Source organism: Arthrobacter sp. FW306-1B-F12A (assembly GCF_058781865.1).
The window spans coordinates 1-25,763 of the sequence record NZ_JBYSXD010000035.1 but is presented as its reverse complement, the minus strand read 5'-3'; the positions used below and the strand labels follow the sequence as shown (position 1 = coordinate 25,763).

Sequence of the window (25,763 nt, the reverse complement as noted above, 5' to 3'; positions counted from 1 at the left end):
TTGTTGGTGCTCCGACTAGCCAATGGGTACGAGCAAGGCCACCGGGTATCTCTGCAGAAGCCTTGCGACGTGAACCTCGCCCGGAGGGTAGCTGTTGCCTGTCAGTTCATCCCGGACCGCGCTCCCAAGACGAATGAAGGTGTCCTGCCACCCTCCGTTCCGCTCAAGCTTCCGCGGGAGCCTCGTGGCCAAAGTGATGGCACCGCCCCCGGTGGCAAGGGCGCCACGGTCGAACGCGATCAGATGTTCGGCCGCATGACCCTGGGCATCGACAGCGCTGTAACCGCCGAAAAGCTCCGGCCGGTCCCGGCGCAAGCGCAGTGCCCTGGATGTCACCAACAACTTGGCCAGCTCGTCCCGCGCGTCAGTCTGGACACCGGCGTCGAGGGCTGCGAGGGCGGCCTTCCGCCGTTCGAAGTCGACCGCGCGCCGGTTGTCCGGGTCGGTGAGTGAACGATCCCAGAACTCGGTCCCCTGGTAGACGTCCGGTACGCCCGGCATGGTCAGCTGGACCATCTTCGCCGACAGTGAGTTGGACGTCCCGTACGGGTCCACCAGGGCAACGAACTCTTCCAGGGCGGCCGTCAGCTCGGGCATATCGAAGGCGGCGTCGACGGCGGAGGCGAGCGTCGCTTCGAACGCTTCGTTCGGCTCGGTCCAGCTGGTGGAGTTGCCGGCTTCGCGGGCAGCCTTGAGGACGTAACCCTGGAGGCGTTCACGGCTGGCCGGCCACGCACCTGCGATGGCTTGCCATACGAGGGCTGCGAGTGGCCCGTCGGGAATCGGGGCCAGTTCCTGCATGCGGTCCACGAACGCTTCCCATTCGGGGACTGCCTCGGAGATCGCGGAGATCCTGGCGCGGGTGTCTTCGCTGCGCTTGGTGTCGTGCGTGGTGAGGGTGGTCATGGACAGCGGCAGCAGCGCCTGGCGACGTACCATCCGTTCGTGGAATCCGGGCGCGGACAAGGCGAATTCCGTCGGATCCGCTCCCACCTCAGTCAGCGTGCCAAGGCGTGTGTAGCGGAAAAACGCGGTGTCTTCCACGCCCTTGGCCATGACCATGCCGGAGGTCTGCTGGAAGCGGCGGCCCAGTTCATGGCTGGCCTCGAGCAGCAGCGGAAGCAGTGCCTTGATGACGGGTTCCAACTCCGGCCTGGTGCGGGCAGCCCTTTCGACGGCCTCCACCAAGGTGTCTTTGCCATACGGGAGGTAGCTCCGGTAGACGTGAAACGAAGCGATGATTTCAGCCAGCGCGTCAACCACCTCCGGGCTGGCTACCCCTGAATTGGGCAGCTCCGGAGAGTCCGGGACGAGCCGTGCGAGCCGCAGGATTTCCGAATGCAGGATGCCGTCCGTGATGCGCCGCTTGGTCCCGTGGATCATGGCTTGGTAATCGGCGGGCGAGCCGGTGCCCCGGAGCCTGGCATCCAAGGCGTCAAGGTGCGCTTCGGCGTCGGGATCCACGAAAAGGCGGTCGACGTCAGCGAGGGCGTCGTACCCGGTGGTCCCCTCACAGTCGAAGTTCTCCGGAAGTTCCTCCCCTGGCTCCAGGATCTTCTCGACGAGCAGATAGGAGCCGGCCGTGGTTTCCTTCAGGCGCTCCAAGTACCCGGCCGGGTCCGCGAGCCCGTCCGGATGATCGATCCTCAGCCCGTCAACAAGCCCGCCCTGGAACCATCGGGCGATCTCCGCGTGGGCTTCATCGAAGACCCAAGGGATTTCGACGCGGATCCCGGCGAGAGTGTTTACCGCGAAGAAGCGGCGGTAATTCAGTTCGTCGTCGGCCCGGCGCCAGCCGACCAGCTCGTAGTGCTGGCGCGCATGGACCTCGCTGGCGTTGTCACCTTCGGCATAGCTTCCTTCGGCCAGCGGGAAGCGGTGATCGAAGTAGCGCAATTCGCCGTCGACGACTTCCAGCTTGTCGACGTCGTGATCGCTCCCTAGGACCGGAAGACGGAGCTTTCCGCCGCCGAAGTCCCAGTCGACGTCGAACGCTTCCGCGTAGCGGGAGTCCCTGCCCTCTTTGAGCAGGGACCACCACCAAGCATTATGCGGGGGCGACGCGACTCCCATGTGATTGGGGACAATGTCTACCAACACCCCGAGGCCGGCTTCCCGAGCCGCCTTGGAGAGCGCCGCGAGCCCTTCGACGCCGCCGCGCGAAGCATCAACGGTGGAGGGGTCGGTGACGTCGTAACCGTGATCCGAGCCCTCCTCCGCCGTCAGGATGGGCGACAGGTAAACCCAATCCACCCCGAGCTCGCGCAGATAACCCGTGAGGGCAGCAGCGTCCTGGAGCGTGAACGACGGCCTGATCTGGAGCCTGTACGTGGAGACGGGTGTCCTCATGATCCCCCGTTCTTGTGGGCGCGTGGCTTCCTGGGCTTCTTCGGTGCAGCGCCGGGCTTGTTTTCGGGGTCAGCCTTCGGCTCCGAAGCATGGTGCTTTTTCGGTTCAGGGGTTGCTTCCGGTACAACCTGGAGCTTCCGGGTGGACGGCGACGGTGTAGCCGGCGAAGTCAAGGAAGCCGTTTCGGTGGTGGCCGTCTGCGACAGCGCGGCGAGGGACGCGGCCACGGAATGGTCCGGGTCCGTGTCCGGGACGCTGTGTGCCCTCAGCACCACGAGTGATTTGGCCCCAACACCCAGGACTGCTTCTGCCTGCACGGGTTCGGTGTCGGCTCCGCCGCCGGCGGTGTCGATGATGATGTCCCACGCGGGTGCGTATTCGTCCGAGGGCACCTTGAAACCGACTTCGTCGTCGTGGGCGTTGAAGTACAGCAGGAAGTTGACGTCCGTGATGCGCCGGCCTTGGTTGTCCCGGCCGCGGATCCCGTCACCGTTGAGGAACACGCCCACGGAGCGGCCGAAGCCGCTGTCCCAGTCCGACGGCGTCATGGTGGTTCCGTCGACGTCAAGCCATACGATGTCCGGAAGCCGTTCGCCTTCTCCTCGCAGTACCGGGCGTCCGTCGAAGAAGCGGCTGCGCCTGAAGGTGGGGTGCTTGGCGCGCAAGGCACTGACCGCTGCCGTGAACTCCACTAGCGGCTGGTCCACGCTGTCCCAGTTGATCCACGTCAGTTCGGAATCCTGGCAGTAGCCGTTGTTGTTGCCCCGCTGCGTCCGGCCAAGCTCGTCACCGTGCAGCAGCATCGGGACACCCTGGGACAAGAGCATGGAGGCGATGAAGTTCCGCTGCTGGCGGGCACGAAGGCCAAGGACCTTCGGGTCCTCCGTGGGTCCTTCGACGCCGCAGTTCCAGGAACGGTTGTGGGATTCTCCGTCGTTGTTCCCTTCGCCGTTCGCCTCGTTGTGCTTCTCGTTGTAGGACACCAAGTCAGCCAGAGTGAATCCGTCGTGGGCCGTGACGAAGTTGATGGACGCCACCGGGCGCCGGCCGGAGTGCTCGTAAAGGTCCGCCGATCCGGTCAACCGCGAGGCGAACTCGCCCAAAGTGGAGGGCTCGCCGCGCCAGAAGTCGCGGACCGTGTCCCGGTACTTGCCGTTCCATTCCGTCCACTGCGGCGGGAAATTGCCCACCTGGTAACCGCCGGGACCGACGTCCCACGGCTCGGCGATCAGCTTGACCTGCGAAACCACGGGATCCTGCTGGATGAGTTCGAAGAAGGTGGACAGCTTGTCCACATCGTAGAACTCGCGGGCCAGCGTGGATGCGAGGTCGAAGCGGAAACCGTCCACGTGCATTTCGGTGACCCAATAGCGCAGCGAATCCATGAGCAGCTGCAGCGAATGCGGACTGCGCACGTTCAGCGAATTGCCGGTGCCCGTGTAGTCCATGTAGTGCTTCTCGTCGCCCTCCATCAGACGGTAGTACGCGGAGTTGTCGATGCCCTTGAAAGACAGCGTGGGGCCGAGGTGGTTGCCTTCGGCTGTGTGGTTGTACACGACGTCGAGAATGACCTCGATGCCGGCCCGGTGGAGGGAACGGACCATGGCCTTGAAGTCCTGGACCTGCTGGCCGGTATCGCCCTTGGAACTGTAGCTGTTGTGCGGGGCAAAGAACCCGATCGTGTTGTAACCCCAGTAGTTGTTCAGTCCTTTGTCCTGCAGGATGCCATCGTTCGTGAACTGGTGCACCGGCATGAGCTCGATCGCCGTCACCCCGAGCTTTTGCAAGTGGGAAATCACCGCCGGATGGGCCACGCCGGCGTACGTGCCGCGCTGCTCCTCAGGAACCTCGGGGTGGAGCTGGGTCAGGCCCTTGACGTGCGCCTCGTAAATCACGGACCGGTGGTACGGGATCCGCGGGAGGTGGTCCCCGTCCCAGTCGAAGAACGGGTTGATGACTACGCCCATCATCATGTGGGGCGCGGAATCCTTGTCATTGCGGGAGTCCGGATCCCCCATGTTGTACGAGAAAAGCGCCGGGTCCCAGTCGATCTGCCGGTGGATGGCCTTGGCGTACGGGTCCAGGAGGAGCTTGTTGGGATTGAAGCGCTGCCCGCTAGCAGGGTCGTACGGACCGTGCACGCGGTAGCCATACTTCTGTCCGGGCTGGACGTGCGGAAGGTAGCAATGCCATACATAGCCGTCCACCTCGCTGACGGTGTAGGAAATCTCTTCCCCATCGTCGTCGAAGAGACACAACTCCACCTTTTCCGCCTTCTCGCTGAACAGCGCGAAGTTGGTTCCCGTGCCATCGAAGGTGGCCCCCAACGGGTATGCGGATCCTGGCCAAACGTCCATGTGTTCTCCTTCATGTGCCGGATAACTTTCTGCCAGCCTAGCGAGACTATGCGACTTTCACGGAACATCCGGGATCATCCGGCGCGATGTTCCCCGAGAAATCGGAAGACGTCGGGGACCGCCCGGGCGATGCCGGAAGCGGTCAACGGGCCGCCCCTGGAGGCCGCGCTACCAGCCATTCCGTGGATGCTCGCGCCGACGGCGGCTACCGCAGCCCAGCGCTCGTCAGGGGCGATTCCCAGTGCGGCGAAGGGTCCGTCGTCGTCGAGCCCGGATTCCGCGTACGCTGCAGCCAACGCGCCGACGATCCCGCCAAGGACATCCCCGCTGCCTGCCGTTGACATCCACGGATTTCCGTCCGACTGGCTGAAGACCCTCCCGGAAGGCGAAGCAACCACTGTTGTGGCACCTTTGAGCAGCACGACGGCGCCCGTGTGTTCGGCCGCTAGCCGGGCGAAGTGCACGGTCCGCGATTCCACGTCTTCACGCGTGACACGCACTTCACCTCGGCCAAGAAGGGCCGCGAGCTCACCGGCGTGCGGGGTGAGAATCCAGTTCGGCGGGCAGCGTTCCGGCAGGAGCTCGAGGGCTCCGGCGTCGACGACGGCGGGTTGGCCGGCACTGGACGCCGACGCCAGTACGTCACGGGCCCGCTGGAGTTGTTCGACACCGTCCAGGCCAGGACCGAGCAGCCACGCCTGGACCCGCCCGGGCTCGGCGGGCTCCCAGATGGCTTCGGGGGTCCGCGCCAGGACCTGCCGCGCGACCACTTCCGGGCCGAGGTACCGCACCATGCCCGTCCCGGCCGCCGACGCGGCCTGGACACAGAGCGCCGCAGCCCCGGTGTAGCGCCCGGAACCTGCCACGATGCCCAGGACTCCCCTGGTGTACTTCTGGGCCCGGCGCCCCGGGTCCGGAAGCACGGCGGCCAGGTCAGGGGCGGAGAAACGGCGCAGGGCAGGTGCCGGAAGATTTTCCTCGATGCCTATGGGTACCAGGATCACGCGGCCGGCGCTGCCCTCACCCGGATCGGCCATCAGCCCGGCTTTGATTCCCCCGAATGCCACGGTCAGCCGCGCCGTCAATACAGGCCAGTGGACCTCCCCTGTGTCGGCGTCCACGCCGCTGGGAGTATCGCAGGCCACCACCAGGCCGGGCCTGAGTTCTTCCAAGGCGGCAACCAATTCCGCGGCCGAACCGCGGAGGCCGCCCCGGGCACCAGTGCCCAGGATCGCGTCGATGACTACGTCGTCGCCGGCAATCAGCACGGCTAGTTCTTCGGCGTTGTCCTCATCCAAAACGTGAACGCGTCCACCGGCGGCGCGGAAGGCCGCGAGGGCGTCCGGATGGGCCGAACCGGCGGTGAGTACCGCCGTCGTGCGCATGCCGCGCCTCGCGAGCGTTGCCGCGGCGAAGAGGCCGTCCCCGCCGTTGTTCCCTTTGCCGGCCAGCACCGTGACGCTCGAGCCGTACAGGCGACGCCCCTCGGAACGTAGTTCCCGAACGACGGCGTTTGCCAGACCGTAGGCTGCGCGCTGCATGAGAACAGCGCCTTCGCCGGCATCAAGAAGCGGTTGTTCCGCTGCCCTGATCTGTGTTCCGGTGAAGGCGCTGATCATGGTTTCTTGCGCTGCTACGCTTCGGCGATGACCATGGCAGTGGCGATTCCGCCATCGTGGCTCATGGACACGTGCCAGCGCTTCACGCCTATGGAATCGGCAACTGCCAGGACGGTGCCCTTCACCTTGATGGTGGGGCCGTTCTGGTCCAGGCCGATCCAGCAGTCCTGCCAGTTCATGCCTGCGGGAGCTCCCAAGACCTTGGCCACGGCCTCCTTGGCCGCGAAGCGCGCGGCCAAGGACCGCGTGTTGAGCTCGCGTTCCGCGGGAACGAACAAACGGTCACGGAGGCCCGGGGTCCGCTCGAGTTGGCGCCCGAAGCGCTCTATGTCTACGACGTCTACGCCTATGCCAACAATCATGCCGTTATTCTACGGTCACGCTCTTGGCGAGGTTGCGCGGCTGGTCCACGTCGTACCCCTTGGCCTTGGCGAGCTCTGCGGCAAAAATCTGCAGCGGAACAGTGGTGAGAAGCGGCATCAGCAGTGTGGGCGTCTGGGGGACGTAGAAAACGTGCTCGGCGTAAGCCCGCACGGCTTCGTCGCCTTCCTCGGCGATCACCAGCGTGCGCGCACCGCGGGCGCGGATTTCCTGGATGTTGCTGACAACCTTCGCGTGGAGGGAATCGCGGCCCCGAGGCGAGGGAACCACCACAAAGACGGGCTGCCCTTCGTCGATCAGGGCGATCGGACCGTGCTTGAGCTCACCGGCAGCGAACCCTTCAGCGTGGATATACGCGATTTCCTTGAGCTTCAGCGCGCCCTCGAGTGCTACCGGGAAGCCCACATGGCGGCCCAGGAAGAGGACCGACTTCTCGTCCTTCATGCTGCGGGCGAGCTCGCGGAGGGGACCCGCGTTGTCGAGGATCTTCTGGATGTGGGCGGGGATCTTTCCAAGGTCCGCCAGGACGTCCTTGATCTGGCCGGAGAAGATGTTTCCGCGCAACTGGGCGAGGTAGAGGCCCAGGAGGTAGGCGGCGGTGATCTGGGCCAGGAACGCCTTGGTGGAAGCGACGGCGATCTCCGGACCGGCGTGGGTGTAGAGAACGGCGTCGGATTCGCGCGGGATGGTGGATCCGTTGGTGTTGCAGATGGAGATCGTCTTGGCGCCCTGTTCGCGGGCGTAACGGACCGCCATCAGGGTGTCCATGGTCTCGCCGGACTGGCTGATGGACACCACCAGGGTGTTGGCGTCAACGATCGGGTCGCGGTAGCGGAATTCGTGCGCAAGCTCCACCTCGGTGGGGATGCGGCACCAGTTCTCGATGGCGTACTTGGCGACCATCCCGGCGTATGCGGCCGTGCCACAGGCCAGGACGATGATCTTGTTGACCTGCTTGAGCAACTCTGGGTCGATCCGGAGCTCGCTCAAAGTCAGCTGGCCGTTGATGTCCGAGCGGCCGAGGAGGGTTTGGGTGACCGCGTCGGGCTGGTCGTGGATTTCCTTCTCCATGAAGGAGCTGAAGCCGCCCTTTTCCGCAGAAGCCGGGTCCCAGTCAACGTGGTATTCCTTGCCCTGGGCGGGGGCGCCGAAGAAGTCCGTGATCTCCACGGTGTCGGCGGTGATGGTGACGATCTGGTCCTGGCCAAGCTCGACGGCGCGGCGCGTGTGGTCGATGAAACCGGAAACGTCGGAGCCAAGGAAGTTCTCGCCTTCCCCCAGTCCGACGACAAGGGGGGAATTGCGACGCGCGGCGACGACGACGTCGGGCCGTTCCGCGTGCACGGCGAGGAGCGTGAACGCGCCTTCGAGCCGCTGGCACGCGAGCTGCATCGCCTTGGTGAGCCTGCCGTTGGAGGAGTCGCCATTGAGTTGGTTGCGGAAAATATCGCCCAGCAGTGCTGCCGCCACCTCGGTGTCCGTCTCCGATTCGAAAGTGACACCCTTGGCGATGAGCTCCTGCTTGAGCTCGGCGAAGTTTTCGATGATTCCGTTGTGGATCATCGCCAGGCGTCCGCCATCGGCCAGATGCGGGTGGGCGTTCTGGTCGGTGGGTCCGCCGTGGGTGGCCCAACGGGTGTGGCCGATGCCGGTCAGCGAGTCCGGGAGCGGATTTCCCTCGAGCTCGTTCAGTAGATTACTCAGTTTTCCGGACTTCTTCCGGGCTGTGATGGCTCCATCAGCCACCACTGCCACTCCGGCTGAATCATAGCCCCGGTATTCAAGCCTCCGGAGTCCTTCAAGTACGACGTCGAGGGCCGAGTGCCCGGCATCTGCCCGGCGGGATGAATTGCCAACGTAACCTACGATTCCACACATGCCTACAAGAGTAGCGGTTGCCCCGCGAAATGGACGTAGGATATCCGGGCCCGCAATCAGCCCAGGCCGCGGAATATGCAGGTACATGCACCTTTTCCGGGAGAGCATGCTCACACAAAATCTGCCCGCCGTTCATGCTGTATTTCCGGATCAGCCAACGGAGGGGCAGAATCTCTATGGTGACTTTGCAACGCAACGAAGCGAACGGCGACAGCTCCTCTCCGTTCGTGGAACTGGACAGGCAGACGTGGTCCCGGCTCGGTGCGCAGATGGAGCAGCCGCTTAACGAAGAGGACATCATCCGGCTTCGCGGCCTTGGCGATCCCCTGGACATGAAGGAAATCCGCGAGGTCTACCTCCCGCTCTCCCGCTTGTTGCACCTCTATGTCCAGGCGTCACAACAGCTTCATGCAGCCACAACCACCTTTCTTGGAGAGCAGACCCAGCGCACGCCCTTCGTGATCGGCGTCGCGGGTTCGGTGGCAGTCGGCAAGTCCACTATCGCCCGCGTGCTGCGCGAGATGCTCCGCCGCTGGCCCGGCACCCCGAACGTCGAACTCATCACCACCGACGGGTTCCTGTATCCCCTCGCCGAGTTGAAGCGCCGGCACTTGCTTGAACGCAAGGGCTTTCCGGAGTCCTACGACCGCCGGGCTTTGCTTCGTTTCGTGAGTGCGATCAAGGGGGGCGCCGAAGAAGTCCGGGCTCCTTGGTATTCGCACGTCACCTACGACATCGTCCCGGACAAGGAAGTAGTGGTCCGGCGGCCCGACGTCCTGATCGTCGAGGGCCTCAACGTGTTGGCCCCTGCGCGTCCCCGGCAGGACGGCCGGCAAGGCTTGGCCCTGAGCGACTTCTTTGATTTCTCCATTTACGTTGACGCCAAGACTTCCTACATCGAAGACTGGTACGTGGACCGTTTCCGCAAGCTTCGAAGCACCGCGTTCGCCCAGCCGGAATCCTACTTCCACCGTTACGCGACGCTCTCCGATGCCGAGGCCGAAGCCACTGCACGCGGCATTTGGAAGCGGATCAACGAGCCCAACCTTGAGGAAAACGTGCTCCCCACCCGCGGCCGGGCGCAACTTGTCCTCACCAAGGATGCCGACCATTCCATCCGCCGCATGCTACTCCGAAAGGTCTAGCACGGATGTGCTACAACTGCGGCCCCAGCCGAAGGTCCTTCGCGACGCTTCTTGCCGCAGGGGCGGGAATGGCGGCCTTGGCGGCCTGCAGCCCGGATACCCGGGTCGCCTCGCCCACGTCGGCACCGTCCCCCTCGGGTCTCCAAACCGCGACGCCGACCGTGGCGACCACGACGGCGGTTCCCACCGCAGCGGCGAGCGAGCCGCCGTCGAGCGCACCGCCGTCGAAGGCTCCGCCGTCGGGGGTCCTGTCCCAGCAGTTTTCCTTGAGCGACCCGGCGAGCCAGTGGGTCATCGTCAACAAGCACCGGCCGCTGACCCCCTTGCAGTTTGTCCCTCCCGACCTGGTACAGCCCCGCGTGCAACTCGCAGTCAGCGGAGAGGCGTCCCTCCTCAACAGCACCACCGCCGCAGCGGCCGAAAAGCTCTTCGCAGCAGCCGCCTCGGAAGGCGCCACCATGACCTTGGCGTCCGGTTACCGCTCCTTCCAGACCCAAACCGCCACATACAACGGCTACGTGAGCACGCGCGGCCAGGCCTCGGCGGACACGGCTTCCGCCCGTCCCGGCTTCTCGGAACACCAGACCGGTTGGGCCTTCGACATCGGCGACGGCGGCGGGGCGTGCAGCTTCGAACCCTGCTTCGCTGATCAGCCGGCGGCCGTCTGGGCCAAAGCGAATGCGTACAAGCACGGATTTGTTGTCAGGTACCCGTGGATGCTCAATGAGATCACGGGCTACTACTACGAGCCCTGGCATTTGCGATTCGTCGGGGTTGAGGCTGCGACGGATATGGCCAAGCGGGGCATCGGCACCCTCGAGGAGTACTTTGGACTCGAAGCGGCGCCGGGCTACCCCTAACGGTTGATTAACCAGGAAAGTTTCCGACACTCCCGAAAATTGAACGGCCGCTCACTTTGAATTTACAAGCATGCACTAGCTTGGTGCCATGTTGAGTGGATTTAAGAATTTCATTCTGAAGGGCAACGTCGTAGACCTTGCCGTAGCCGTCGTCATGGGTGCCGCCTTCGGTGCAGTTGTTGATGCACTCGTCAAGAACGTCCTCATGCCGCTGATCGCTGCCTTGGTTGGATCCCCCAACTTTGACAGTTTCGCGAAGGTGACCATCAACGGAAATGACCTGCAGTTCGGCGTTTTGCTGACCGCGATCGTCAACTTCGTCCTGGTAGCAGCCGCAATCTATTTCGTCGTGGTGGCTCCGATGAACCACCTCATCGAGCGCCGCAACGCCAAGTTGGGCATCACGGAAGACGAGCCGGCGGCGGACCCCGCGGTCACGCTCCTCACGGAGATCCGCGACAGCCTGGCTCAAAGATAAGCACGGCCTCAATTGAAATAACTGTGGCCCGCCTCCTTATGGAGACGGGCCACAGTTGCTTGCTGGTTTCGGGGCTAGACTGCCAGTTCGCGTGGAATGGCGAGGCGGTCTTCGACGACGCCGGCGAGTTCGGTGCATATGCGGGTGGCCGTTTCCATGTCCGCGGCTTCCACCATCACGCGCACCAGTGCTTCGGTGCCCGACGGCCGAAGGAGCACGCGGCCGGTGTCACCAAGTTCGAGCTCAGCGGCGGCCACTGCGGCAGCGACGCCTTCATCCGTGGCGGCGCGTGATTTGTCCACGCCCTTCACGTTGATCATGAGCTGCGGCAGCTTGGTCATGACGCGGGCAAGGTCTTGGAGGGTCCGTCCGGTGCCGGCCACCTGGGCGGCGATCTGAAGTCCGGTCAGGACGCCGTCGCCGGTGGTGGCGTAATCGGAGAAGATCACGTGGCCCGACTGCTCTCCGCCAAGGCTGAAGCCGCCGTCGCGCATTGCCTCCAGGACGTACCGGTCCCCCACCGCGGTCTCGCGGATGGTGATTCCAGCTTCACGCAAGGCGATCTTGAGTCCGAGGTTGCTCATCACGGTGGCTACCAGGACGTCGTCCTTCAGTTTTCCGGACTTCTTCAGGGCGAGGGCCAGGATCGCCATGATCTGGTCACCGTCAACCTCGTTGCCTTCATGGTCCACGGCCAGGCAGCGGTCGGCGTCGCCGTCGTGGGCAATGCCGAAGTCCGCACCGTGCTTGACGACCGCTTCCTTCAGCTGGCCGAGGTGGGTGGAACCGACGCCGTCGTTGATGTTCAGGCCGTCGGGTTCAGCACCGATCACAACAACTTCGGCGCCGGCGCTGGCGAAGACCTGCGGGGAACAGCCGCTGGCTGCACCGTGGGCGCAGTCGAGGACGACCTTGAGGCCTTCAAGGCGGTGCGGCAGGGTGCCGAGCAGGTGGACGATGTAGCGGTCCTCGGCGTCCGAGAAGCGCTGGATCCGGCCGACGTCGCCGCCCACGGGGCGTGAGGGTTCCTTGCCGAGCTGGGCCTCGATCGCGTCCTCAACCTCGTCCGGGAGCTTCTGCCCGCCGCGGGCAAAGAACTTGATGCCGTTGTCCGGCGCGGGGTTGTGCGAAGCCGAGATCATGACGCCGAAATCGGCATCGAGATCGGCGATGAGGTAGGCCGCTGCGGGCGTGGGCAGCACACCGGCGTCGTACACGTCGATGCCGGAACTCGAAAGTCCGGCTTCCACCGCTGCGGCGATAAACTCCCCGCTGGCGCGCGGATCCCGGGCGACCACGGCGCGGGGCCGCGTTCCGTTGGCCGCACGCTCGTGGCCAAGGACCACTGCGGCAGCTTGGGCCAACTGAAGAGCAAGCTCCGCGGTGAGCAATCCATTGGCGAGACCACGCACGCCATCTGTTCCAAATAATCTAGCCATCGCGTCCCAGTCTAGACGACGGTTGCAGGGGCCGAGCGAAGGAGTGCCGGAAGGGCCGTGCATACTCCTTCAACCGCGCGATCGCTAGAGTGGAACTACTTGACTTGCGCTTTTTGCTCCACTCTAGTAATGCCCCTTAACAAGTATCTACGATTACCGCATGACACCTAGCTCTGGGGGCTTGGCGCTCGAAATAATTGTCCCCGTATTCAACGAGTCCGCCATACTCGAACGAAGCATTTATCGGCTTGCCGACTATCTTTCTCGGGAATTGTTGTACAGCTGGAAAATCACGATTGCCGATAACGCGAGCACGGACGCGACCGGTTTAATTGCGCGGAAGCTCGCTGATGAGGTTCCCAATGTCAGTTATCGGCGCCTTGAGACAAAGGGGCGGGGTTTCGCGCTCCGCGACGCCTGGACCTCGTCTGAAGCGAAAGTTCTGGCATATGTCGACGTGGACCTCTCGACCGATTTGGCGGCGTTGCCGCCGCTTATCGCTCCCCTGCTTTCCGGACACTCGGATGTCAGCATCGGCACCCGCCTCGGCCGGACTTCGAGAGTAGTCAGAGGTCCCAAACGGGAATTCATCTCCCGGAGCTACAACCTGATTCTTAAACGGACCATGCAGGTCCAGTTTTCCGACGCCCAGTGCGGCTTTAAGGCCGTCAGGGCAGAAGTCGCGCATCGGCTGCTTCCTTATGTGAAGGACAACTGCTGGTTCTTCGACACCGAACTGTTGATCTTGGCGGAGCGGGCAGGGCTTCGAATCCACGAGATTCCCGTCGACTGGATCGACGATCCAGACAGCAGGGTGGATATCCGCCAAACGGCCATCGACGATATCAGGGGCCTCGTGCGCGTCGCGGGTTCCATGATGAAGGGAAATATCCCTTTGCAAGCGATATACGCGGAGCTGGGGCGAGGACCTATCGCCGCGCCAACGCGTCCAAGTTTCTTCGGCCAAGTGATACGTTTCGGAATCGTCGGCGCGTTCTCCACTCTTGCTTTTGCTTTGCTATATCTGCTGTTCCAGGGCCCGTTTGGTCCCCAGCAGGGAAACTTCCTGGCCCTGTTGCTCACGGCCATCGCGAACACGGCTGCCAACCGCCGCTTCACGTTCAGGATCCATGGACCCGAGCGGCAGTTCACCCAACAGTTTCAAGGCCTCGTGGTGTTCCTGGCCGCCTGGGGAATCACTTCCTCTTCCCTGCTACTACTACATGCCATCCATCCGGACGCGTCGCCCAGCACTGAGCTTTTCGTCCTGACCTGCGCAAACATATTTGCAACTCTTGTCCGATTCGTGCTGCTCCGGATCTGGGTCTTCCGGGTTCGTCGGTCGGAGGAACGGCGTGGCGTGGCTCCCATTAAGCAGTTGGCAGTTTGAGCAACAAAACCAGCCGACTTCCCGGACAAGCAGTCCCGGGCACCGTCATCGGGGGCCCTTCGCAGGTCATCCGAAAGTGGTTTCGCGGGAATCCCGCGAATGCGGCGTGGGCGCGCCCGGCGCTTCTTGGCCTCCTCGTTCTCACGTCAGTCCTTTATGCATGGGGACTCGACCAAAACGGTTGGGCAAACTCTTACTACTCGGCCGCCGCCATGGCCGGTTCGGAAGATTGGACGGCATTCTTCTACGGCTCCTCGGACCCAGGCAATGCAATAACAGTTGACAAGCCTCCCCTGTCATTGTGGATCATGTCCCTCTCCGTGCGGATTTTCGGGCTTAACTCATGGAGCATCCTCCTGCCGCAAGCCCTGATGGGTGTACTCAGCGTCTATTTGCTGTACCGGATGGTAACGAAGCGAACCGACCCCGCAACTGGCCTGCTTACAGGGCTTTTCTTCGCGATTACCCCAGTGGCAACCGTCATGTTTCGGTACAACAACCCTGATGCGCTGCTGGCGCTCCTCATGATCGGGGCCGCCTACGGGACCCTTGAAGCGATCGACGCGGGTAGGCTGCGCTGGCTGCTCGTCGCGGGAGCCTGTGTTGGCGCCGGGTTCCTAGCCAAACAACTCCAGGTCCTGCTCATTCTCCCGGCGCTCGCCGTGAGTTACCTCGCCTTTTCCCGTGCCGCGGTCGTCAGGCGGTTTATGCATCTAGGTGCGGCGTTCTTTGTGGCGGCGCTCGTGGGTGGCTGGTGGTTTGTTCTTGTTCAGTTGGTAAACCCGTCCTTGCGGCCATTTATTGGAGGCACAAGGAACAACAGCGTCGTAGAACTCACTGTGGGGTACAACGGCCTCGATCGCCTGACCGGTGAGGCCGCCGTTCGAACTATGACTCCTGGAAATTCGGACGACCTCGAAGCCGGATTCCAGCGATTTCTGGAGCCGCAATTTACCGGTCAGTTCGGCTGGTTCCTGCCACTGGCCCTGGCCGGAATCTGCATCACGGCATGGTTTTTGTGGAAGCGTACCGACAGAACGTCCAAGCGCGCCGTGCTGCTTCTGTGCGGGATCTGGTTTGCTACTTCGGCCACTGTCCTTGCTTTCATGTCGGGGATTGTCCATCCCTACTATTCACTCGCGGCGGTGCCACCTTTGAGTTGCTTGGCCGCCTTTGGGTTCGTTCACCTCGTGCGGCATACGAGACACTGGAAACCGCGCCTCGGCCTCGGAATAGCCTTGCTGGCTTGCATGATTATTGCTTATGTCTCAGCGGCACGTTCAACGAGCGATTTCCCTTGGTTTCCGCAGGCGCTCCTCATCCTGGGATCAGTATCCATCTCAGTTGTACTTATCCCCGCGTCGGGCCTTCGGATCCGATGGGTCTCCGTTGCGGTGCCCCTAGTGACCCTTTTGGCGGGGCCCGTGCTTTGGTCGGTCAATACTACCTTGAGCGCACACGTCGGCGCTGGAGTGATAGCTGGTCCGAGCATCCTGCACATCCGAACAGACAGCCCGGACAGGCTGCAGTTGCCGCCGAACATCCCGCCGACGCTCTTGATTCTTTCCTATGGGGACATCCCGGTGCCCGCCGTCATCGATCGGCTGCGCCAAGACCCCCAAAGTGTCACTTGGCCCGCTGCGATGGTTGGTTCTGAATCCGCGGCAAATTACCAGCTCACAAGCGGGCGGGCGGTGATGCCCGTGGGGGGCTTTGATGGAACCGACCCCTTTCCGACGCTTGAACAATTCCAGGACCTTGTTCATGCTGGCCGCGTCGGATCCATGGTTATCCAGAAACTGCCACCAACCACCTTGGAAGGCCATGGCGAGGCCGCGCGGATAGTCGATTGGGTGAGTACCCATTACAAGGCAGAGACCATCGATGGAGCGCAGTACTACGCCCTTCGGCCCTAACTGTTCGATTGACGTTGCTTACCAACGACAGAGGCCCGCCCCACCAAAATGGCGGAACGGGCCTCTGGCTGCCCCTGGTGATGTCGCGCCAGCGACAACACCAGGGGAAAGCGGTTTTAGCGCTTGGAGTACTGCTGAGCCTTGCGTGCCTTCTTGAGACCAGCCTTCTTACGCTCGATGACGCGGGCGTCACGACGCAGGAAGCCGGCCTTCTTCAGGGTGGCGCGGTTGTTCTCGGCGTCGATCTCGTTCAGCGAACGGGCGATGCCGAGACGCAGTGCACCGGCCTGGCCGGAAATGCCGCCACCGTGGATGCGTGCGAAGACGTCGTAGGCGCCGTCAAGATCAAGGATCTTGAAGGGCTCGTTGACGTCCTGCTGGTGCAGCTTGTTCGGGAAGTAGTTGGCCAGCTCGCGGCCGTTGATGATCCACTTGCCGGTGCCGGGCACGATGCGAACACGTGCAACAGCTTCTTTACGACGGCCAACTGCGGCGCCGGCAACGGTAAGTGCCGGGCGCTCCTTCTTCGGCGCTTCTGCTTCTGCAGGACCGCTCTCCGAGGTGTAGCTGGTCAGGTTTTCCTCAGCCACAACGGCCTCGGTGGTCAGTTCTTCGTTCTGAGCCACGATTCTCCTTGATTAAAAGTTGTTTGGTGGCCAGGACTACTGGGCGACCTGGGTGATTTCGAAAGTCTTGGGCTGCTGGGCGGCGTGCGGGTGCTCTGCACCGCGGTATACCTTCAGCTTGCCCAGCTGCTGTGCAGCGAGGGAGTTCTTCGGGAGCATGCCCTTGATGGCCTTCTCCACGGCGCGGACCGGGTTGGATTCCAGCAGTTCCGCGTAGTTGACGGAGGTCAAGCCGCCCGGGTAGCCGGAGTGGCGGTATGCGCGCTTCTGCTCCAGCTTGGCGCCGGTCAGGGCGACCTTTTCAGCGTTGATGATGATGACGAAGTCGCCCATGTCCATGTGGGACGCAAAGGTCGGCTTGTGCTTTCCGCGCAGCAGTGTTGCGGTCTGGCTGGCAAGACGACCAAGGACAACGTCGGTGGCATCGATGACGTGCCACTGGCGGTTGATATCGCCGGGCTTCGGGGTGTACGTACGCACGGTTTTGCCTCGTTCTTGTTCTGGCGTTCATGTTTTAGGCGGCACGCTTGAAGCGTGTGCCTACTAGGTATGCGTTACCGGAGCAGAGGTGAGGGCTCTATGTACCAGTCATCCCGAAGTCCCGATATGCCTGTCGAGTTAACGATCCTGCAACTGGATCCCCAAGCGGGCATGTGTCATCGAGAAAGGACACGCACAACGACTATCAACAATAGCGGCAAGGAGCTTCAGGGTCAAAATAGGCTGGCAACCAGCGTGAACAACTGAGACCCTTCCTGAGCTCCTAGGAGACGCGATGACAGCAACTGCCGCCCAGCCCTTGCTTGTGGCCGCCTTCGGGCTCCTGGGGCTGCTCACGAGCCCTCTGGCAGAGCTTCTGATCAGTTGGTCCATGCCGCGGCTTGGCGGACTCCCTTCCCCCGCCATAAGGCTCACGACGGCGGTTGCCACCGCGGTGTTGTTTGCCCTCATGACGCTGCGGTTCGGCTTGTCTCCGGCACTCCCCGCCTATCTCCTCCTGTCAGTGCTCGCCGTGCAGCTGTCACGCGTTGATATCGCGCACCATTTGCTTCCAAACCCGCTGGTCCTGGTGCTGCTTGCGTCCGGGCTTGGTCTGTTAACTATGTCGGCTGTGCTTGTTCCGGACTGGCCGGGGCTGCTGCGAGCGGCTGCCGGCGGCGTCATCTTGTTCCTGGGGTACTTAATTCTCGGATTAATTTCTCCGGGAGGCCTCGGAATGGGCGACGTGAAGCTCTCGGCACCACTCGGAATGTACTTGGGCTACTTGGGCTGGACCCACGTGTTCTACGGGGGACTGCTGGGCTTCGTGGTGGGCGGGGTGGTGACGGTGCTGATGTTGCGCCTGAAGCGCGGAACCAAGCCATCTGAGGTGGCACACGGACCTGCCATGTTCGCCGCGGCAATTGGAGTGGCCCTTCTCGTTGCGTGAGGTCCTGACGTTCTTCCCAGTTCCCTCGGTTCACAAGAGCCCCATCTGCGCGGGCGCCTAAGTAGTACTTAGGCAGGTAAACCGAGTACCCGTGAATCGTACTTCGAGTAGTCAGCGCCATCCACTGCCGGAAAGACGAGTACCACTACGCATTGTTTGTTAACCCTCCCAGGGGCAATTCTTGTCCTATCGAAATCCGAACCGCCAAAGGGATATGTAAGCGGCAGGGATTCGTAGACAAATTCACTTATCTGGGAAGGGTTTTCCAATGTCATCTCTCATGGTTTCCGTCATTGCTTTCGTCGCCGGCGTCAAAGAGCGCTTTAATTCCGAAAAGGGTGCGACAGCCGTTGAATACGGCCTGCTCGTAGCCCTCATCGCCGCCGTCATCGTTGTTATCGTCGGCACTCTTGGCGGGCAGATCAACACCGCCTTCACAACCATCTCAAACAAGCTCTAGCAAGTCCGATGAAGACTCTGGGAATGCAAGCACTGATTCTTAGGTGGCGTGCGCAGCAGCTATTCAAATCGGAAAAGGGCGCAACAGCAGTCGAATACGGCTTGCTCGTAGCCCTGATCGCTGCGGTCATTGTCGTGATCGTCGGCACGCTCGGCGGGCAGATCAACACCGCCTTCACTTCCATCTCAAGCCAGCTCTAGCAAACAACAACAAAGTAATCAGCCCAGGGGCGGGCGGAACAGTACGGGCTTCTGCTCCACTGGTAACCACTTCGCCCCTGGGCTTTTTATTTGGTAATCACTCTCGTCAAGGAGGGGTTGTGCAAGGTCTCAAGTCTCAGGTAATCACTCTCTCACTACGTCTGAGGAAAGCACTCAGGGTCACGAGTGCCTCCGAGGCCGGCGCCAGCGCCGTAGAGTACAGCCTCCTCGTTGCCTTCATCGCCACGATCATTTTCACGATCGTAGGCACTTTGGGGGCCCAACTCGTTCCAGGGTTCGAACATGTTGTGGCAGGTCTGTGATGAGAATCCGGAACCGTTCAACCGCGAAGACGACCACAACCCGGGAATCGGGCGCAGTGGCCGTCGAATTCGCCCTCGTCTTTCCCTTGTTGATTGTTCTTGTTCTGGGAATCGCCGAATTCGGCAGGGCTTTCAACATTCAAGTTTCGCTTTCCGAAGCCGGTCGGGAGGCCTCGCGCTACGCGGCCATCCACTGTTCAGAGACCACATACAGCGCTTCAAATGCGCAGAGCGCCGGAATTGCGGCGGCGCCGTCCGTCGCTCTGAATGCGTCAAACATCACCATCACGTATTCGGGCACCGGCACATGTTCTTCGGGGAATAACGCGGTCGCCAACGTAAGCTACACGACCGCCTGGATGACCGGCTTCCCCGCACTTATTCCAGGCATGCCTTCAAGTCTGACCGTCAAAGGGACAGGTGTTATGCGATGCGGCGGATAAGGATCGATCAACCGGAGCGCGGCGTCGTAGCTCCGATGACTGCCTTTCTCATGGTGGTCCTACTTGGTATGGCGGCGTTCGCGGTGGATGTCGGCTCAATGTATTCCGAGCACGCACAGCTCCAGAACGGGGCGGATGCCGCGGCCATTGCGATTGCCCAAAAGTGTTCCAAACTGCCGGCCGGCACTTGTCCCGCAGATCAGACGGCATACGCAGCACAGTTTGCCAATGGCAATACCCTGGACAGCCATGGTCAAGCAATCGTCGCAACCGTCAGCGGCAACATTGTGAACGTGACCATTCAGGCCCAGGATCCGTCCGCGAGCAATCACTTCTCCCTCGTCTTCGCACGCGCCCTCGGGATTCAGACAGCGGATATCCGCGCCTCCGCCCAAGCAAAATGGGGGCCGCTAGGCTCGGCCGGCGCATTCCCGCTGGCAATTTCGGACAGCTGCTTCAACTTGTCGTCCGCCAGTCAAACCGCTGAGGTTCAAAGGATCTCGTACAAGCCAGGCGGAACATGCACCGGCCCATCCGGAACGCAAATACCTGGCGGTTGGGGTTGGCTGACCCAGAGTGCTCCGTGTTATGCAAGCACGCAGGTCGGAAGCAACACCATCGGCTCGGACCCGGGAAACAACCCTCCGAGCCTTTGCCAGAGCACTCTCCAAGGCTGGGAAGACACCATTCTTGGCGGCGGTGACGCCGACGTGACCTTCCCGGTCTTCGACAACGCCAGCAACCAGGGCAATAACGGCACGTTCAACATCATCGGCTATGCAACCTTCAAGATCTGGGGTTGGAAATTCGGAAACAACGGCGTCTATGAGTTCCGGAACAAGACATCGGACCCCAACATGACGAGTTCGCTGGCATGTTCGGGCGGAAATGATCGCTGCATCATCGGACAGTTCATCAAATATCAGACCATCGACGCGGCTGGCAGTGGTGGCGGTGGATCGGACCTCGGAACCGAAAACATCGGTCTCAGCAACTAGGTACTAATTAAGGGGAAGAAAGTGAAAACTCGCCTACTGGGAGGCATCGTTGCTCTAGTGCTCGCAATCGCCGGCACACTGCTACTGGTCTCATACGTACAAGGATCTGAAGCCCGGGCTCAGAAGGACCTTCAACCTGTTGATGTGTTGGTGGTCCAGGCTCAGATTCCCTCGGGCGCCAGCCTTGACACGATTAGGTCGTCGGTAAAGCTGACGTCTCTGCCGACAGCGTCCGTCCCCAACGGTGCGCTCAAGAGCCTGGACGGCGTCCAAGGGAAAGTGGCTGGAACGGACCTTTTGCCGGGCGAGGCCCTGCTGGGCGCACGGCTAGTCGACCCCAGCAGCTTGGCGGCACCTGGCTCTGTTCCCGTCCCGGCTGGAATGCAGGAAATCTCCGTGCAACTGGAGGCCCAGCGAGTGGTGGGTGGACGAATCGCCGCGGGCGACACGGTAGGTATCGTCGTCCTCTTCCCTGCCGGATCCGGCGGTGACTCCTCGAGCGCAGCAACGTCCCAGGAGGTATTCCACAAGGTTCTGGTCACAAGCGTGCAGCGTTCCCAAGCCAAGGCTTCGAACTCAACCTCAAACTCGCAGGAACAGGCGAACACTGAACTGCCAACCGGCCAGTTGCTCGTGACTTTCGCTCGCAGTGACGTGGATTCAGCCAAATTGGCATTCGCAGCTGAGTTCGGCAAGTTATGGCTCACCAAAGAACCCGCCTCCGCAGCAGAAAGCGCACCTGTTGTCATCAAGAAGACGGAGCTGTACCGATGAGCCGGTTCGTAGTGATCACGTGTGATGCGGACTTCGAGCGCAGGGCGCGGCATGCGGCCACCGGCCTGCGCGGCACCCTCCACGTGATCACAGCTGATTACCTGCCACCGAGCCCGGAGGACATACTCCGTGTACTGACGGGAGAGATTGCCGAGGTCATCCTCCTCGGTCCAGGCCTCCCGCTCGAGGATTCGATCCGGCTAGCAAGCCTTTTCGACCTTCAGTTCCCGGAAATCAGCGTCGTCCTTGTCACGGAAAGCAGGTCGGAAATAGCCCTGCCGGCAATGCGCGCCGGGGTCCGCGATCTACTGTCGCCCAATGCGGACGCGGATGAAATCCGCGCCATGCTCGAACGTGCAAGCCTGGCCGCCGCCGGGAGGCGTCGTGGCCTTGGAAGCTCAGTAGAGAGTCACCCCAGCGGCGCCCGCGTCATCGCGGTCATGTCTCCGAAGGGAGGTGTTGGCAAGACGACCGTCACAACGAACCTCGCTGTGGGTTTGGCCAAAGTTGCGCCGATGAGCGTCGTCGTACTGGATTTGGACCTGCAATTTGGAGATGTTGCTTCGGGGCTCAACCTTGACCCTGAGCGAACTCTTACGGACGCCGTGGACGGAGCCGCGGTTCAGGACAGCATGGTCCTCAAGTCTTATCTGACGATGCATCCTGCCGGCCTCTACGCGCTCTGTGCTCCGCTCAATCCAGTGGACGCTGACAAGATCTCGGGTGATCAAGTAGGGCACCTGATCAAGCAACTCTCAGATGAATTTCAGTTTGTTGTTGTCGACACCGCGCCTGGCCTGGGTGAGCATGTACTCGCCACCCTGGAGGTAGCCACGGACGTCGTGTGGGTCTGCGGGATGGACATTCCCAGTATTCGCGGACTCCGGACGGGACTGAACATTCTCAATGAGGTGGGTCTTCTCCCGGAGAGGCGCCATATCGTCCTGAACTTCGCGGACCGTCGAAGCGGCCTCACGCTTCAGGACGTGGAGTCCACGATTGGTTCGCCGGTTGACGTGGTCCTTCGCCGCTCCACCGCCGTTCCGTTTTCAACCAACAAAGGTGTGCCCTTGCTGCAAGACGGATCCAAGGATGCCGCCGCCAGAGGACTTTCCGAGTTGGTTGATCGGTTCAAACCGTCTTGGGAAGAAAGGCCACATAAGAAACTTCACAGAAGGGTAGTAGTCCAATGAGTCTCGCCAAAAGGCTGGAAGAAGCCCGCAATTTCGATAAAGCGACTGCGTCAGCTTCGGGGTCGGCTTCGGAGTCAACCTCCCAGGCGGCCCCGTGGGGCCCGGGGGGGCTCGATCCAATGAGTCACACTGCGTCTACATCAGTTGAACAACGGCATTCCTCCGACACCAATGAAGCACTCAATGCAATCAAGGACCGTGCCGGGACCGCTCTCTACGAGCGAATGGGAAGCCGAATCACCGACGCTTCCATGGAGGAAGCGGAGTTGCACCAGTACGTCAAGGACGAACTCCGCGCCATCATCGAAGAAGACGAAATCCCGCTTTCCATGCTTGAGCGGCAGCGACTCGTTAAAGAGATCACCGACGACGTCCTGGGTCTTGGTCCACTGCAAAGGTTCCTCGATGAGACGGCTGTTACCGAGATCATGGTCAATGGGCCCGACAAGGTCTACGTGGAGCGGGCCGGCAAGCTCTACCTGACCGGCGCAAAATTCAGCGATGAAGAACATCTCCGGCGGATCATCGAGCGCATCGTCACCAAAGTCGGGCGACGGATCGACGAATCCTCGCCGCTCGTCGATGCTCGGCTTTCGGATGGATCTCGCGTTAACGCGATCATTCCCCCGCTGGCCGTCGGTGGCTCGACACTCACCATTCGAAAGTTTGGCCATGTTCCCCTCACGGTGGCGAATTTGATTTCGTTCGGCACCATGACTCCGGAGATCGCCGAGCTCCTGCACGCTTGTGTGCAGGGCCGGCTCAACATCATCGTTTCTGGCGGTACAGGCACCGGGAAGACCACGCTTCTCAATGTGCTGTCCTCTTTCCTCCCACCTGAAGAACGCATCATCACCATCGAGGATGCAATCGAACTTCAGCTTCAGCAGGAGCATGTGGTTCGGCTGGAAAGCCGGCCACGAAACATCGAAGGAAAGGGCGAGGTCAGCATCAGGGAACTGGTACGGAACTCGCTGCGCATGCGCCCGGACAGAATCGTGATCGGCGAAGTGCGCGGGGGTGAATCCCTCGACATGCTGCAGGCAATGAACACGGGCCACGACGGCTCCATTTCAACCGTTCACGCCAACTCTCCCCGCGACGCAATTGCCCGCCTTGAGACCCTGGTTCTGATGGCAGGAATGGACCTGCCACTCCGGGCCATTCGCGAGCAGATTGCATCCGCTGTGAACCTGATCGTGCATATTTCCCGTCTCCGCGACGGCACGCGTCGGGTTACACATGTTACGGAGGTTCAGGGAATGGAGGGCGACATCATCACTCTCCAGGACGCCTTCGTCTTTGACTATGGTGCCGGGGTGGACGCTAACGGCAGGTTCCTCGGACGCCCTGTTCCGACCGGAGTGCGGCCGAGGTTCGTCGATCATTTCGCTGATCTTGGAATCGGGCTTTCACCGGCCGTCTTTGGAACCGTGCCGATTGGGGGCGCATTCCGATGACCGTCACTGAACCCGCCTTTTTCGCGATCGGCGTCGGGTTCTGGCTCGTTGCCCTGGCCACGCTGTTCTTCACGACAATTGGATCGGGACGGAACCAGATCTCACTGGCCCGACGCCGGCCCGGAGTGACGGAGCAACCATCGATCCTCACCCGCGTTACCGGGAAGGCAACAACTTTCGTTGAGCAAAACGTGAGTCGAAACTCTAGATTCGGCAGCCGCGATTTGCTTGAACAAGCCGGGCTGAAACTGCGCCAATCCGATTTCATCCTCTTGGTTGCCTGCATTGCTGTGACAGCCGGGGTCGTCGGCTTCGTATTGGCCGGTTTCTTCCTCGGAATCCTGGCGCTGTTGATTACCCCTTTCCTCGCGATGCTCTTCTTGAAATTCAAGACCAACCGCCGTCGGCAGAAATTCGAGGAACAGCTCGGCGACACTCTGCTGATGCTCTCAGGTGGTCTCAGGGCAGGCCACAGCCTCCTGCGAGCGGTTGACGCAGTCGCAAAAGAAGCCGAAGCACCTACCTCGGAAGAATTCGCCCGGCTCGTCAACGAGTCCCTCCTGGGACGCGACTTGAAGGACTCCATGTTGGATGCCGCGCGCAGATTGCGCAGCGAGGACTTCGATTGGACCGCCCAGGCAATTGAAATCCATCGAGAAGTCGGCGGTGACCTTGCCGAAGTGTTGGACCATGTCGGGGAAACCGTGCGGGAAAGGGCTCAGATCAAAGGCCAGGTGCAGTCGCTCAGCGCCGAAGGGAAACTCTCGGCGTACATCCTGGTGGCTCTCCCCCTCGGCATGTTCCTTTACCTGACCGTAGCCAGTCCCAATTATGTCGGGACGCTCTACACCAGCCCATTGGGGTGGTTGATGGTGATCGCGGCCGTCATTCTTCTGGTTGCAGGCAGTTTCTGGCTCAGCCGTGTTGTCAAGATCAAGTTCTAGGAGGGCATCGTGACTACCATGGCCTGGTTGATGGTGGGACTCGTTGTCCTGCCTTGCACCTACATAGTGTGGTCGTTTGTTTCAGTTGACCGAAGTGGGATCGCGGCAGTTCGCACCAACCTCAGGCGCAGCGGAATCGCTGTCCCCGTCGCCTCGAATGCAGGCGTTGTGGTCGGCTCCACTTCCGACGCAAAACGGGTCGCTTTAGGGCTTCGCCTGACGCCCGCCGGTTATGCGGGCTGGCTTGACAAGCTCCTTGCGCGGGCAGGGCGACCAGCCGGAATGCCTTTGGAACGCCTGTTGATAGCCAAGCCGGCGACGGCCTTGGTGGTGAGCATCCTGGGGTTCCTCTTGGTTTTTAGAACACCGAGCAGCAACGCCGTTCTCTTCATCATCTTTCTGGTGGTGCTGAGCTACTTCGTTCCCGACATTCTCATCCACGGCCGCGGGGCGAAGAGGCAGGAAGCAATCGAGTTGGAACTACCCAATACGCTTGACCAGATGCTCATTTCAGTCGAAGCGGGTCTCGGCTTTGAATCCGCGATGGCCAGGGCAGCCCAAAACGGAAAAGGGCCGCTGGCTGCGGAACTAGCCCGAACGCTCCAGGACATGCAGGTGGGCCGCAGCCGTAAGGAAGCCTATCTGGCCATGGCCGAGAGGGTGTCGGTCCCGGATGTTCGGAGCTTCGTCCGGGCGGTCGTCCAAGCGGACACCTATGGGATCGCGATCGCAAACGTACTCCGGACGCAGGCGAAGCAGATGCGTGTCAAGCGGCGCCAAAGGGCCGAAGAAAAGGCGATGAAGTTGCCTATCAAGGTTCTGTTTCCGCTCATGTTCTGCATCTTGCCCGTGCTCTTCATCGTGATCATCGGTCCAGCGGTCATCAATGTCATGAAGAACTTCGTCGGAGCGTTCTAGACAGCTTAACGTCGAGGGCGCCAAACGAATCCCCCAAAGACCGGTCCTCCTCGACACCCAGAGTCGAGGAGGACCTCCTCGCGGGTTCCGTGGACGCCCCCAAACCGGCTCTTCACGGTTCGTGGGGAAATAGATCCCTGGGATGAGTGTCATGCCGCCGTCCGGGCGGCACTTCTCAAGAGG

The 25,763-nt window shown here is 61.7% G+C and carries 24 protein-coding genes; 16 read left to right on the top strand and 8 right to left on the bottom strand.

Going from position 1 to position 25,763, the window contains the following annotated elements:
- Window positions 1-15: 15 nt before the first annotated feature.
- The 5 genes from treY to glmS all read right to left on the bottom strand — a co-directional run bounded on the left by treY (window position 16) and on the right by glmS (window position 8,584).
- Entirely contained in the window at window positions 16-2,349 is a 2,334-nt protein-coding gene (treY, locus tag AC3WJU_RS15910) for a malto-oligosyltrehalose synthase (RefSeq protein ID WP_492260333.1), read from the bottom strand.
- Window positions 2,346-4,706, bottom strand: a complete 2,361-nt coding sequence (gene glgX / locus AC3WJU_RS15905) for a glycogen debranching protein GlgX (protein ID WP_306958953.1) — start codon at window positions 4,704-4,706, stop codon at window positions 2,346-2,348. The genes treY and glgX overlap by 4 nt, the downstream gene beginning before the upstream one ends.
- A gap of 74 nt (window positions 4,707-4,780) precedes the next feature.
- Window positions 4,781-6,325 (bottom strand): NAD(P)H-hydrate epimerase, encoded by a 1,545-nt coding sequence (locus AC3WJU_RS15900; protein WP_492260332.1) that lies wholly within the window; start codon window positions 6,323-6,325, stop codon window positions 4,781-4,783.
- Between the two features lie 14 nt (window positions 6,326-6,339).
- A complete protein-coding gene (locus tag AC3WJU_RS15895; protein WP_059387406.1) occupies window positions 6,340-6,687 on the bottom strand; it encodes a holo-ACP synthase in 348 nt (115 codons plus the stop codon).
- Between the two features lie 4 nt (window positions 6,688-6,691).
- Window positions 6,692-8,584: a glutamine--fructose-6-phosphate transaminase (isomerizing) gene (gene glmS / locus AC3WJU_RS15890; protein WP_284991849.1), complete on the bottom strand. Its 1,893-nt coding sequence runs from the start codon at window positions 8,582-8,584 to the stop codon at window positions 6,692-6,694.
- Window positions 8,585-8,760: 176 nt separating this feature from the next.
- Between glmS and coaA the strand changes: the two genes are divergently transcribed.
- The 3 genes from coaA (at window position 8,761) to mscL (ending at window position 11,067) form a co-directional block, all read left to right on the top strand.
- Window positions 8,761-9,729 carry a type I pantothenate kinase gene (gene coaA, locus AC3WJU_RS15885; RefSeq protein WP_059387404.1) on the top strand — a complete coding sequence of 323 codons (969 nt, stop codon included), beginning with the start codon at window positions 8,761-8,763 and terminating at the stop codon, window positions 9,727-9,729.
- A gap of 5 nt (window positions 9,730-9,734) precedes the next feature.
- Window positions 9,735-10,589 (top strand): M15 family metallopeptidase, encoded by an 855-nt coding sequence (locus tag AC3WJU_RS15880; protein ID WP_492260331.1) that lies wholly within the window; start codon window positions 9,735-9,737, stop codon window positions 10,587-10,589.
- 88 nt (window positions 10,590-10,677) lie between these two features.
- The gene (gene mscL / locus AC3WJU_RS15875; RefSeq protein WP_059387399.1) at window positions 10,678-11,067 is read left to right on the top strand and encodes a large conductance mechanosensitive channel protein MscL; all 390 of its coding nucleotides are present in this window, start codon (window positions 10,678-10,680) and stop codon (window positions 11,065-11,067) included.
- A 74-nt stretch (window positions 11,068-11,141) separates the two neighbouring features.
- Here mscL and glmM read toward each other — a convergent pair whose 3' ends face one another.
- Window positions 11,142-12,506, bottom strand: a complete 1,365-nt coding sequence (gene glmM, locus AC3WJU_RS15870) for a phosphoglucosamine mutase (protein ID WP_492260330.1) — start codon at window positions 12,504-12,506, stop codon at window positions 11,142-11,144.
- Between the two features lie 160 nt (window positions 12,507-12,666).
- Here glmM and AC3WJU_RS15865 point away from each other — a divergent pair, with 160 nt between their 5' ends.
- Entirely contained in the window at window positions 12,667-13,896 is a 1,230-nt protein-coding gene (locus AC3WJU_RS15865; RefSeq protein WP_492260329.1) for a bifunctional glycosyltransferase family 2/GtrA family protein, read from the top strand.
- Window positions 13,893-15,812, top strand: coding sequence for a glycosyltransferase family 39 protein (locus tag AC3WJU_RS15860; protein ID WP_492260328.1), 1,920 nt, complete (start codon window positions 13,893-13,895; stop codon window positions 15,810-15,812). Before AC3WJU_RS15865 ends, AC3WJU_RS15860 begins: the two co-directional genes overlap by 4 nt.
- Window positions 15,813-15,928: 116 nt before the next feature.
- On the opposite strand, the gene rpsI is transcribed toward AC3WJU_RS15860, so the two are convergent.
- Complete coding sequence (gene rpsI / locus AC3WJU_RS15855) at window positions 15,929-16,438, bottom strand: 30S ribosomal protein S9 (RefSeq protein ID WP_059387396.1); 510 nt, start codon at window positions 16,436-16,438, stop codon at window positions 15,929-15,931.
- A 36-nt stretch (window positions 16,439-16,474) separates the two neighbouring features.
- A complete protein-coding gene (gene rplM / locus AC3WJU_RS15850) occupies window positions 16,475-16,918 on the bottom strand; it encodes a 50S ribosomal protein L13 (protein ID WP_024817563.1) in 444 nt (147 codons plus the stop codon).
- Between the two features lie 295 nt (window positions 16,919-17,213).
- Between rplM and AC3WJU_RS15845 the strand changes: the two genes are divergently transcribed.
- From AC3WJU_RS15845 to AC3WJU_RS15795, 11 genes are all read left to right on the top strand, one after another.
- Window positions 17,214-17,867 carry a prepilin peptidase gene (locus tag AC3WJU_RS15845; protein ID WP_441432561.1) on the top strand — a complete coding sequence of 218 codons (654 nt, stop codon included), beginning with the start codon at window positions 17,214-17,216 and terminating at the stop codon, window positions 17,865-17,867.
- A gap of 268 nt (window positions 17,868-18,135) precedes the next feature.
- Window positions 18,136-18,327: a Flp family type IVb pilin gene (locus AC3WJU_RS15840; protein WP_441432562.1), complete on the top strand. Its 192-nt coding sequence runs from the start codon at window positions 18,136-18,138 to the stop codon at window positions 18,325-18,327.
- 23 nt (window positions 18,328-18,350) lie between these two features.
- Window positions 18,351-18,527: a Flp family type IVb pilin gene (locus AC3WJU_RS15835; protein WP_441432563.1), complete on the top strand. Its 177-nt coding sequence runs from the start codon at window positions 18,351-18,353 to the stop codon at window positions 18,525-18,527.
- Window positions 18,528-18,646: 119 nt separating this feature from the next.
- The gene (locus AC3WJU_RS15830; protein WP_441432564.1) at window positions 18,647-18,850 is read left to right on the top strand and encodes a Flp family type IVb pilin; all 204 of its coding nucleotides are present in this window, start codon (window positions 18,647-18,649) and stop codon (window positions 18,848-18,850) included.
- 56 nt (window positions 18,851-18,906) lie between these two features.
- The gene (locus tag AC3WJU_RS15825; protein ID WP_441432565.1) at window positions 18,907-19,293 is read left to right on the top strand and encodes a TadE/TadG family type IV pilus assembly protein; all 387 of its coding nucleotides are present in this window, start codon (window positions 18,907-18,909) and stop codon (window positions 19,291-19,293) included.
- A 35-nt stretch (window positions 19,294-19,328) separates the two neighbouring features.
- The gene (locus AC3WJU_RS15820; protein WP_492260327.1) at window positions 19,329-20,291 is read left to right on the top strand and encodes a pilus assembly protein TadG-related protein; all 963 of its coding nucleotides are present in this window, start codon (window positions 19,329-19,331) and stop codon (window positions 20,289-20,291) included.
- A gap of 21 nt (window positions 20,292-20,312) precedes the next feature.
- On the top strand, window positions 20,313-21,065 hold the full coding sequence (gene cpaB / locus AC3WJU_RS15815) for a Flp pilus assembly protein CpaB (protein ID WP_441432567.1): 753 nt from the start codon (window positions 20,313-20,315) through the stop codon (window positions 21,063-21,065).
- The gene (locus AC3WJU_RS15810; protein WP_441432568.1) at window positions 21,062-22,258 is read left to right on the top strand and encodes an AAA family ATPase; all 1,197 of its coding nucleotides are present in this window, start codon (window positions 21,062-21,064) and stop codon (window positions 22,256-22,258) included. The genes cpaB and AC3WJU_RS15810 overlap by 4 nt, the downstream gene beginning before the upstream one ends.
- Before the next feature lie 119 nt (window positions 22,259-22,377).
- The gene (locus AC3WJU_RS15805; protein WP_441432667.1) at window positions 22,378-23,718 is read left to right on the top strand and encodes a TadA family conjugal transfer-associated ATPase; all 1,341 of its coding nucleotides are present in this window, start codon (window positions 22,378-22,380) and stop codon (window positions 23,716-23,718) included.
- Window positions 23,715-24,662 carry a type II secretion system F family protein gene (locus AC3WJU_RS15800; RefSeq protein WP_441432569.1) on the top strand — a complete coding sequence of 316 codons (948 nt, stop codon included), beginning with the start codon at window positions 23,715-23,717 and terminating at the stop codon, window positions 24,660-24,662. The genes AC3WJU_RS15805 and AC3WJU_RS15800 overlap by 4 nt, the downstream gene beginning before the upstream one ends.
- A 9-nt stretch (window positions 24,663-24,671) precedes the next feature.
- Window positions 24,672-25,580, top strand: coding sequence for a type II secretion system F family protein (locus tag AC3WJU_RS15795; RefSeq protein WP_441432570.1), 909 nt, complete (start codon window positions 24,672-24,674; stop codon window positions 25,578-25,580).
- The last annotated feature ends 183 nt before the right edge of the window (window positions 25,581-25,763 follow it).

What these genes read in the sequence shown, in the direction of transcription:
- treY (WP_492260333.1), bottom strand. Translation starts at nt 2,349, where the DNA reads ATGAGGACACCCGTCTCCACGTACAGGCTCCAGATCAGGCCGTCGTTC.
- glgX (WP_306958953.1), bottom strand. Translation starts at nt 4,706, where the DNA reads ATGGACGTTTGGCCAGGATCCGCATACCCGTTGGGGGCCACCTTCGAT.
- AC3WJU_RS15900 (WP_492260332.1), bottom strand. Translation starts at nt 6,325, where the DNA reads ATGATCAGCGCCTTCACCGGAACACAGATCAGGGCAGCGGAACAACCG.
- AC3WJU_RS15895 (WP_059387406.1), bottom strand. Translation starts at nt 6,687, where the DNA reads ATGATTGTTGGCATAGGCGTAGACGTCGTAGACATAGAGCGCTTCGGG.
- glmS (WP_284991849.1), bottom strand. Translation starts at nt 8,584, where the DNA reads ATGTGTGGAATCGTAGGTTACGTTGGCAATTCATCCCGCCGGGCAGAT.
- coaA (WP_059387404.1), top strand. Translation starts at nt 8,761, where the DNA reads ATGGTGACTTTGCAACGCAACGAAGCGAACGGCGACAGCTCCTCTCCG.
- AC3WJU_RS15880 (WP_492260331.1), top strand. Translation starts at nt 9,735, where the DNA reads ATGTGCTACAACTGCGGCCCCAGCCGAAGGTCCTTCGCGACGCTTCTT.
- mscL (WP_059387399.1), top strand. Translation starts at nt 10,678, where the DNA reads ATGTTGAGTGGATTTAAGAATTTCATTCTGAAGGGCAACGTCGTAGAC.
- glmM (WP_492260330.1), bottom strand. Translation starts at nt 12,506, where the DNA reads ATGGCTAGATTATTTGGAACAGATGGCGTGCGTGGTCTCGCCAATGGA.
- AC3WJU_RS15865 (WP_492260329.1), top strand. Translation starts at nt 12,667, where the DNA reads ATGACACCTAGCTCTGGGGGCTTGGCGCTCGAAATAATTGTCCCCGTA.
- AC3WJU_RS15845 (WP_441432561.1), top strand. Translation starts at nt 17,214, where the DNA reads ATGACAGCAACTGCCGCCCAGCCCTTGCTTGTGGCCGCCTTCGGGCTC.
- AC3WJU_RS15840 (WP_441432562.1), top strand. Translation starts at nt 18,136, where the DNA reads ATGTCATCTCTCATGGTTTCCGTCATTGCTTTCGTCGCCGGCGTCAAA.
- AC3WJU_RS15835 (WP_441432563.1), top strand. Translation starts at nt 18,351, where the DNA reads ATGCAAGCACTGATTCTTAGGTGGCGTGCGCAGCAGCTATTCAAATCG.
- AC3WJU_RS15820 (WP_492260327.1), top strand. Translation starts at nt 19,329, where the DNA reads ATGACTGCCTTTCTCATGGTGGTCCTACTTGGTATGGCGGCGTTCGCG.
- AC3WJU_RS15810 (WP_441432568.1), top strand. Translation starts at nt 21,062, where the DNA reads ATGAGCCGGTTCGTAGTGATCACGTGTGATGCGGACTTCGAGCGCAGG.
- AC3WJU_RS15805 (WP_441432667.1), top strand. Translation starts at nt 22,378, where the DNA reads ATGAGTCACACTGCGTCTACATCAGTTGAACAACGGCATTCCTCCGAC.
- AC3WJU_RS15800 (WP_441432569.1), top strand. Translation starts at nt 23,715, where the DNA reads ATGACCGTCACTGAACCCGCCTTTTTCGCGATCGGCGTCGGGTTCTGG.